The organism is Siphonobacter sp. (assembly GCF_048595215.1).
In the GTDB taxonomy this organism is placed as follows: Bacteria; Bacteroidota; Bacteroidia; order Cytophagales; family Spirosomataceae; genus Siphonobacter.
On the sequence record NZ_JBMDWJ010000104.1, the window covers coordinates 22,429 to 31,310 of the forward strand.

General features: G+C 46.3%; 9 protein-coding genes. All 9 read right to left on the minus strand.

All coding sequences use genetic code 11. The features are described 5' to 3' along the window. Positions 1-8: 8 nt before the first annotated feature. On the minus strand, positions 9-671 hold the full coding sequence (locus tag ACOJTG_RS06010; RefSeq protein WP_420152982.1) for a hypothetical protein: 663 nt from the start codon (positions 669-671) through the stop codon (positions 9-11). 2 nt (positions 672-673) lie between these two features. Next, on the minus strand, positions 674-2,026 hold the full coding sequence (murD, locus tag ACOJTG_RS06015) for a UDP-N-acetylmuramoyl-L-alanine--D-glutamate ligase (protein ID WP_420152983.1): 1,353 nt from the start codon (positions 2,024-2,026) through the stop codon (positions 674-676). Positions 2,027-2,183: 157 nt separating this feature from the next. Continuing rightward, positions 2,184-2,516 carry a large conductance mechanosensitive channel protein MscL gene (gene mscL, locus ACOJTG_RS06020; protein ID WP_094809396.1) on the minus strand — a complete coding sequence of 111 codons (333 nt, stop codon included), beginning with the start codon at positions 2,514-2,516 and terminating at the stop codon, positions 2,184-2,186. Between the two features lie 50 nt (positions 2,517-2,566). Further along, complete coding sequence (locus ACOJTG_RS06025) at positions 2,567-3,385, minus strand: DUF3078 domain-containing protein (protein WP_420152984.1); 819 nt, start codon at positions 3,383-3,385, stop codon at positions 2,567-2,569. A gap of 287 nt (positions 3,386-3,672) precedes the next feature. Continuing rightward, a complete protein-coding gene (tsf, locus tag ACOJTG_RS06030) occupies positions 3,673-4,509 on the minus strand; it encodes a translation elongation factor Ts (RefSeq protein WP_420152985.1) in 837 nt (278 codons plus the stop codon). A gap of 232 nt (positions 4,510-4,741) precedes the next feature. Further along, on the minus strand, positions 4,742-5,542 hold the full coding sequence (gene rpsB, locus ACOJTG_RS06035; protein WP_094809389.1) for a 30S ribosomal protein S2: 801 nt from the start codon (positions 5,540-5,542) through the stop codon (positions 4,742-4,744). Positions 5,543-5,687: 145 nt separating this feature from the next. Next, positions 5,688-6,077, minus strand: a complete 390-nt coding sequence (gene rpsI / locus ACOJTG_RS06040) for a 30S ribosomal protein S9 (protein ID WP_094809387.1) — start codon at positions 6,075-6,077, stop codon at positions 5,688-5,690. Positions 6,078-6,176: 99 nt separating this feature from the next. Next, positions 6,177-6,620 (minus strand): 50S ribosomal protein L13, encoded by a 444-nt coding sequence (rplM, locus tag ACOJTG_RS06045; RefSeq protein ID WP_094809385.1) that lies wholly within the window; start codon positions 6,618-6,620, stop codon positions 6,177-6,179. 240 nt (positions 6,621-6,860) lie between these two features. Further along, positions 6,861-8,882, minus strand: a 2,022-nt coding sequence (gene uvrA, locus ACOJTG_RS06050) for an excinuclease ABC subunit UvrA (RefSeq protein WP_420152986.1), incomplete at its 5' end; no start/stop codon positions are given.

Here is an 8,882-nt window from a genome sequence, read left to right on the forward strand (position 1 = left end):
ACGAAGAATTACAAGGCATCCAATACCTGTCGGATTTCTTCCCAATTCTTCAGTTTTAATTTTCGCTGACTAGCGATCTCTTCAATCCGACTGGCCTGCTCAGGTAAGGCTTCCAGTACTGACTTTTTATCTTTCTTCACGCGGATGATTTTCTGATCGGGTCGGTACACGTAGTACATCTCGTTAAAATCAAAACGCTTTTTCTTCGTAGCCGAATTAAAGCTGGTTACATCTAGCAGGGTAGCTTTGGTGTATTTAAGCAGCTTTACGGAGCCTTTGCTTAGTATCTGATAGAAACTCTTCGCTGTTTGCTGATCAATCGCTGGAAAGCCATTCTGAAAGTATACGCCGCTGGTCGTGTCTCCGAGCGTAAACGCGGCTAACTCAAGTTTGGGGTTGAATCGCTTTTCTCCTTCCTGAAATTCTGGTCGATCGGTCGAGATATTGTAATTCAGCTTTTCAGCCGCGTACCACTTCCCTGCCGTCGTTTTCAGAAAGCCCTTTGGCCATTCCTCCATCCAATACGGCTGGTTCTCATATTCGGTATAGGTTCCTACAGCAATCTGATTCCCCCCTTCAATTTTATTAGCCCCGAACTGATTGGTATTAACCTGCCCCCAGACGGGGATGGCCCAAGCCCAGGCAAAAAGCCAGCCGTATGTTTTCATCATTCCTAGCTATTTTTATGAATCAATTTCTGTACTTGTGAGCGGAACTGGTTGCCCCGATCTTCATAATTCTTGAACAAATCAAAACTGGCACAGGCGGGTGATAGCAGTACGACATCGCCAGCAGTAGCCTGTTCATAGCCCCAGGCAACGGCCTGTTCGATTTGTTGCGTTTCCAGAATCACGGGTACTTTCCCAGAAAAGAACGTTTGAAGCTTCGTGTTGTCCGTTCCCAGACAGATCAGCATTTTTACTTTTTCGCTTACCAAACTTTCAATTTGCGTGTAATCATTGCCCTTATCAACGCCCCCCATAATTAGAATCAGTGGTTCAGCGTAACTACCCAAAGCAAAGAATACCGAATCAACGTTGGTCGCTTTCGAATCATTTATGAAACGAATGCCTTTCAGTTCTCCTACGGGTTCAAGGCGGTGCGGAGCATTTTGAAACGTCCGTAGACCTTCCCGAATCGCTTCATCGGATACGCCGAGCGAAAGAGCAGCCAAAATAGCACCGCTTGCATTCAACGCATTGTGCGTACCCGCAATGGGCAAATCCGCTAAGGCTATTTCAAAATCCTGCGTAGCCGTATGAGCGATGATCTTAGTAGCAGTGATAGATACCCCCTCAGCCAGCTCCGTATGGGTCGAAATAGGCAAGGTTTGGGGAATAATGGTGCGTTTGCCCAATTCCTGAGCGATTGCTTCGCTTTCCTGCCAGTAAATGAACGTATCAGCTGGACCCATGTTCTGTAGAATACGAAACTTGGAATCGATATACTGCTGAAAATCGTACTGATAGCGGTCCAGGTGGTCGGGCGTAATATTCGTCAGAATGGCAATATCAGCCTTAAACTCAACCATTGAATCGAGCATAAAGCTACTGATTTCCAACACATAATAGTCAAAGGAATCCGTAATGACCTGTTTGGCGAAGCTATCCCCAATGTTTCCGGCCAGCCCTACGTTTAGTCCTGCCGTTTTTAAGAGGTGGTACGTCAACAGTGTAGTGGTCGTTTTCCCATTCGAGCCCGTAATTGCAATGAGACGGGCCTTTGTGAAGCGGGCAGCAAACTCAATTTCCCCAATGACTGGAATTTGTTTTTCCCGCAGACTTTTGATTAAAGGAATATGATCGGGAATGCCGGGACTTTTGATGATCTCATCCGCCTCAAAAATCCGAGTTTCTGTATGTTGTTTTTCCTCAAATGGAATGCCGTGTTCAAGTAGTTGGTTGCGGTACGCCTCACCGAGTTCGCTTTTATCGGATAGAAATACGTCGTAACCTTTAGCCTGAGCGAGTAAAGCAGCACCTACGCCACTTTCGCCACCGCCCAAAACCACAATCTTTTTTGCCATGATGTCTGTATACGATCTGTTGCCGCGAATTTAAGGGCTGAATCCTGTATTTCACAGGATGAGAAATCTTCCAATGAGACTTCAAAAGATCCGCATTTATACAAAAAAATAGTCTGACCCGAAGATCAGACTATTTTTCTAGTAGTAATCCATTCTATTACTCTTCCTTTTTCTGCATCAAACCCGTATGGTTAGCCGCCTTTACTACTAAAAATAGCACCCAGGCGATAATCATGAATTCAATCACCACCTGTAAAAAAGAACCGTAAGTAATAGCTACCTCGGGTTGCTTCGCCGCTTCATTAGCTGCTTTCAACACCCATTTGGCATCTTTTAAGTCAACTCCCGCTAACAATAACCCGATGGGCGGCATCAGAATATCATTTACCAAAGCCGTAGTAATTTTTCCAAAGGCTGCTCCAATAACCACCCCGATGGCTAAGTCCAGAACATTTCCTTTGGCAATAAATTCTCTAAATTCCTTTAGCATGACGGTAAGGTTTTAAGGTACAAGCGATAACTGAGGAGATTTCAAGAAGATTACTTAAAGGTATACAAAAATCCTAATCCCATAGATTGGGCATATTGAATTTTGGTAACCTGATCCTGATCGTATAGAGCGATGAGATCAAAGTTGAAATTAATGAACCGGTTAATCTTGGCCGTAATCTTTGCATCCAACCGATTATCAATTGCCCTAAGGTCTTTGAAGCTAGCAAAAGCTTGGTAGCGGAATTTCAAGTTTACGTTTTTGAAAATGTCTTTATCGAAATTAGCCACTACTTGCATCAGAGCTACTTCCGTTAAGGTCCGGTTGCCCCGCTTGACGCCGTAGTTTTTGAAATCATAAGGCGTACCGCCTGCTTCTACTTCCGTAGCATTGCGAGCGTCAATTTCCCGGTACAAATCTTTATCGGCCAGAATCGTATGACGTACGGAACCGGGCAGGAAGTTGAGATTGAAAAAAGAAGTGGGTCGCCATTCAATACCGATGGCTTCCGTTAAAAAGAAAGGCGTAATCAAACCCGATATGTGCGGATACGTTTGATTGGCATAAGCATAATTAAAGTCAAAGCCATTCGCAAACTGGGTCAGTACGTTCAGGTTAGCGACAAAAGCCCAGATGGTATCCTGCCCTAATTTCCTTCCGTATTTAGAATCGAAAAACAGCCGATCAATACTCTTTCGGAACTCCTGATTCTTGATCTTCTGAAAGCCAAACTGGCTCTGAAAATCATTTACCCAGCTATCCCGCTCTTTTCGATACTCGGCTTTGGCATTAAAAAAGGCTCCTAAACCTAAGTTATTGACGCCCCCACCCTGCCAGTTATTACTAAAAGAACCCTGGTTAAAATTCAAGCCGAATTCTTTTTTCTTTCGCCAGTACGTTGTGTCTTTTTTTACGGGAATAGGCTCTGTTTGGGCTTGAGCAAAGAAAGAAAACGAGCTTAATAGTAGTAGAAGATAGATTACTTTTTTAGATACCATGGATTAGGAAAACATTAGATAGGATATGAGCAAAAATATTTATAATTCTTAAATAAGCCCATGTTTATTCCTATAAATACTTATGATTACCTCAAAAACTGTATAAAAAAAACGGCTTACGGTGTGATCCGTAAGCCGTTAAAACGATACGCTAAGAATTAAGCTAAAGCAATACGCTTGAATTCTTTTACGGTCAATCCTTTTTGCGTTTTTTCCAGTAACTGGGCAATCGTGATTGAGCTATCTTTTACGAACTCCTGCGACAGCAGCGTGTTCTCTTTGTAGAATTTCTCCAGACGGCCCTGAGCGATCCGATCGAGGATGGCTTCGGGTTTTCCTTCGGCACGAGCTTGCTCGCGACCGATTTCCAGTTCTTTCTCAGCCAACGTAGGATCTACGTCGTCTTTGCTTACGGCTACGGGTTTCATCGCAGCAATTTGCATCGCGATGTCTTTTCCTACTTCCTGTACTTCAGCACCCTGGACGTTATTGAAAGCCAGCAGTACGCCTAACTTGCCGTTTGAGTGGATGTAGCTAACTACTTGCTCAGCGGTTACGTTTTCGTAAGCACCGATAACGATTTTCTCGCCGATTTTACCAACCAGTTCCGTAATCGTTTCCTGGATCGTACGACCATCCGCTAAGGTATAAGCTGATAATTCTTCGATCGTAGCAGGGTTTTTCTCAACGGCTGTCTCGATGATGGCGTTAGCCAGATTCCGGAAGTCTTCTACTTTAGAAACGGGTTCCGTTTCGCAAGCCAGAGCAACCAGTTTACCGTTAGTACCGTCTTCGCTCAGTTTGATTAAGATGAGTCCTTCAGAAGTAGCGTTGTCAGCACGTTTCGCAGCCACTTTCTGGCCCGCTTTACGGAGAATTTCAATCGCTTTTTCGAAATCGCCATCGGCTTCAGACAGAGCCTTTTTGCAATCCATCATCCCCGCACCAGTCATCTGGCGGAGTTTGTTCACGTCAGCAGCGGTAATTGCAGCCATTGTAGTGAGTTTGTTTTTACCGTGAAATAGGGACGATTGTCCCAGATTATGAAATTAAGCTTTTGTTAAGAAGTTTCTGAATAGTTTCAAGTTTGAAGGTTTAAATGCTTGAAAACGTAATTTCAAAGATTCAAACCTTATCGAACCTATCAAACTTATTAGAAATTCTAAACGGAATAGCCCAAAGCTAAAGCTCCGGGCTATTCACAGGGATCAAAGATCTAACCTAAGATTAGGCTTCTTCCTCCGTCGTTGCCGCAGGAGCTTCAGCTACGTCAGCACCTGAATCAACGGCCCGTTTGGCTTCTTCTTCTTCCTGAACGCGAGCATCGTCTTTATCTTGCTTACGCTCCATCAGACCTTCTTCGATGGCCTTACCAATCGCCAGGGTAATCAGGCTGATTGATTTGTAAGCATCGTCATTGGCAGGAATCGGGAAATCAACCAATTCGGGGTTAGAGTTGGTATCGCACATGGCGAATACCGGAATACCTAAACGCTGAGCTTCAGCCACGGCGATATGCTCACGCTTCACGTCAATCACAAACAGAGCTGCGGGCAGACGAGTCAGGTCAGCGATACCACCAAGTACACGCTCCAATTTATCTTTTTCGCGAGTAAGGACCAGTTTTTCTTTTTTGTTCAGGTTCGCTGACGTCGTCTCATCCTTAAGCATTTTCTCAAGTTGAGTCATTTTCTTCAACGACTTGCGAATCGTCGCGAAGTTAGTCAGCATACCACCTAACCAACGGTCGGTTACGTAAGGCATTTTCAGACGACGAGCTTCTTCCGAAACGATCTCCTGAGCCTGCTTTTTCGTAGCTACGAACATGATTTTGCGGCCTGAACGAACGATTGATTTGAGGGCGGTAGACGCTTCATCAAGAAGGGTTACCGTTTTGTTCAAATCGATAATGTGGATGCCGTTTTTCTCCATGAAGATGTAAGGAGCCATCTTCGGGTCCCACTTACGGGTCAAGTGACCAAAGTGTACACCGGCATCGAGGAGTTCTTTATAGCTTACTTGTGCCATTTTGTTGTTAAGTCAAAAAGGATGTAAAAAAAGCATGATTCGGCGTCGGACACTGCAAGCCTGAATCAGAGGCAAAAATGTTGTCAGTTTTTAGTTGATGGTTGATAGTTAAACAACTACGAACCAGCAACTAACAACCACACTATTAACGCTTGCTGAACTGGAAGCGACGACGAGCTTTGCGACGACCTGGTTTCTTACGTTCCACCATACGATCATCACGCGTCAGGAAGCCAACTTTCTTCAGAGCCGTGTGGAATTCAGGGTTCACCTGATCCAACGCACGAGAGATACCCATGCGAAGAGCTTCGGCTTGACCGGCTACTCCACCGCCATCCAGGTTTGCTTTAATGTCATAAGCACCCAGGGTGTTGGTAGTAGTAAAAGGCTGGTTTACAACAATTTGGAGAACTTCAGAAGGGAAGTACTCCTTGAAATCGCGGCCGTTTACCGTGATCGTACCGTTACCCGGCGTCAAATAAACGCGAGCTACGGCAGTTTTCCGGCGGCCGAGCGTATTAATTACTTCTGCCATTGGTTTGGTATTCATTTACCGTTAATCGTAACCTAGTTTCTGGAACCTCAGTGTACATCTGTACTGAACCCCCACCAACCATTCACGAGCAACGAAAGATTACAATTCGATTTTCTTCGGTTGTTGAGCTTCGTGCGGATGGTTAGGGCCAGCATACACGTGCAGGTTCGTAAACAGGCGACGACCCAGACGCGTTTTCGGCAACATACCTTTTACGGCATATTCGATAACCCGAGCAGGAATTTTTTCCAAAACTTCCCGAGGCGTAGCAAAACGCTGTCCGCCGGGGTGACCCGTGTGACGCACGTACTGCTTGTCAGTCATTTTGTTACCCGTCAGACGAATCTTGTCGGCGTTGATTACGATCACGTTATCCCCACAATCGATATGAGGCGTGTAGTTGGTTTTGTGCTTACCCCGCAGGATAGCGGCGATCTGGCTGGTCAGACGACCCAAGATCGCGTTTTCAGCGTCAACAATGACCCACTCCTTAGTTACGGTCGCTGGATTGGCTGAAACAGTTTTGTAGCTTAACTGGTCCACGATTAATTATCTTTGAATGTTTCCTCTTGATTTTCAGATACTTTTGGGCATCATAGCTGAAAAAGGGAGTGCAAATATAGCGGGTTTATTACTGAAATTCAAAGGCTTACTCCCTATTTTCCAGAAAAATCAAGTATTTTCTTTCCGATCAGCCCTGTCACTCAGCCCAAAACAAGCAGGACCAAAAGCAAAAAGGGCCCGTCGCTGAACGGACCCTTTATACTACAATCACTTATCTGTTTACTCGGCCATTTTTTCTTTCAAAAACTGAGCCGTATAATTCTCATCTTCCAGCTGGATCATCTCTTCTGGCGTTCCCGTAAAGGTGATTTGCCCACCCGCTTCGCCCCCGTCCGGACCAATATCGATGATGTAATCGGCACACTTGATGACTTCCGTATTGTGCTCGATAATGATCACCGAATCCCCCTGTTCTACCAAAGCATTGATGGATTTCAACAGCTTGCGGATATCGTGGAAGTGGAGTCCCGTGGTAGGTTCGTCAAAAATAAAGAGCGTTTTCCCAGCGTTCGGATTGCCTTTTCCCAGGAAACTCGCCAGTTTTACCCGCTGAGCTTCTCCACCCGAAAGTGAATTAGACGATTGACCCAGCGTTACGTAACCCAAGCCTACTTCCTGCAGCGGCATCAGCTTTTCGTAAATCTTGGGTTCATCGCGGAAGAAAGTGACGGCTTCGTCGACGGTCATATCCAGAATTTCAGCCACATCTTTATCCTTGTACTTGACCTCCAGAATTTCCTGCTTGAAGCGTTTGCCGCCGCAGGATTCGCAGGTCAGGTAAATGTCGGCCATGAACTGCATCTCAATCTTCACCTGCCCTTCACCCTGACACGTTTCGCAACGACCGCCATCCACGTTAAAAGAAAAATGACTCGGCTTATAGGTACGGGCTTTGGCCAGTTGCTGGTCACTCATCAGCTGACGAATGTGATCGTAGGCTTTTACGTACGTAACCGGGTTCGAACGACTGGATTTCCCAATCGGATTCTGATCGACCATCTCCACGGCTGACAATCCTTTCAAATCGCCAACCAGTTCGGTATACTTACCCGATTCGTCTGAATACGTTCCCAGCATCTTACCCAGAGCGGGATACAGAATCTTTCGGATCAGCGTAGACTTTCCGGAACCACTCACGCCCGTAATCACCGTCAGCGTACCGAGCGGAAAACGGACATTCACATCCCGTAGGTTGTTTTCCCGGGCTCCTTTCAGTTCCAGCCAACCCGAAGGTCGACGGCGGAATTTAGGCGTTTGAATCACGTCCTGTCCCGTCAGAAAAGCCAGCGTATGCGATGAACTCGTCTCCTCGCGTGGCCCTTCCAAGCGTAAATCTTCAATGGTATTCCAGTCGCCGTGGAAAACGACCTGTCCACCGCCCGTACCGGCTTCGGGGCCAATGTCAATAATTTCATCAGCGGCCTTCATGACTTCTTCCTCGTGTTCTACTACGATTACGGTATTGCCCAGATCACGAAGAGACTTTAATACTGAAATCAATCGTTGTGTATCACGGGGGTGCAATCCGATACTGGGTTCATCCAGAATGTACATCGAACCTACCAGAGCACTACCCAGAGAAGTTGCCAGTTTAATTCGCTGAAATTCTCCGCCGGAAAGTGTATTCGTCAAACGGTTGAGCGTTAGGTACCCCAACCCTACCCGCTCCATATAATCCAGTCGGTTCTGAATTTCCGTCAGAATCCGGCGGGCTACTTTCTCCTGATACTCCGGCAGTTCCATTTCGCGGAAGAGCTGAGCGATTTCGGAGATTGGGCGTAAAACGATGTCAACGATGGACTTACCGTTAATTTTTACGTATCCGGCGTCCTTCCGCAGTCGCGACCCCCGGCATTCCGGACATACCGTACGGCCTCGGTAGCGACTCAGCAGCACCCGGTACTGGATTTTGTAGGATTCGCCTTCCAGCATTTTGAAGAAATCATCCAGACCGCCAAAGTACTTGTTCCCTTTCCAGAGTAAGTCCTTTTCAGCCTGACTCAGTTCTTTGTACGCCCGGTGAATCGGGAAATCAAAGCGGATGCCATTGCGTAACAGCGGCGTGAGCCACTCGCCCATTTTTTCCGTACGCCAGGGAGCAATGGCTCCTTCGAAGACGGACAGGTTACGGTCGGGGAATACCAGATCGGGGTCAATCCCCAGAATAGTACCAAATCCTTCGCAGCGTTTGCAGGCTCCGTACGGGTTATTAAAGCTGAACAGGTTGACGCTGGGTTCTTC

Excerpts from the sequence above, each read along its gene's own strand:
- ACOJTG_RS06010 (WP_420152982.1), bottom strand. The coding sequence starts at position 671 with ATGATGAAAACATACGGCTGGCTTTTTGCCTGGGCTTGGGCCATCCCC.
- murD (WP_420152983.1), bottom strand. The coding sequence starts at position 2,026 with ATGGCAAAAAAGATTGTGGTTTTGGGCGGTGGCGAAAGTGGCGTAGGT.
- mscL (WP_094809396.1), bottom strand. The coding sequence starts at position 2,516 with ATGCTAAAGGAATTTAGAGAATTTATTGCCAAAGGAAATGTTCTGGAC.
- tsf (WP_420152985.1), bottom strand. The coding sequence starts at position 4,509 with ATGGCTGCAATTACCGCTGCTGACGTGAACAAACTCCGCCAGATGACT.
- rpsB (WP_094809389.1), bottom strand. The coding sequence starts at position 5,542 with ATGGCACAAGTAAGCTATAAAGAACTCCTCGATGCCGGTGTACACTTT.
- rpsI (WP_094809387.1), bottom strand. The coding sequence starts at position 6,077 with ATGGCAGAAGTAATTAATACGCTCGGCCGCCGGAAAACTGCCGTAGCT.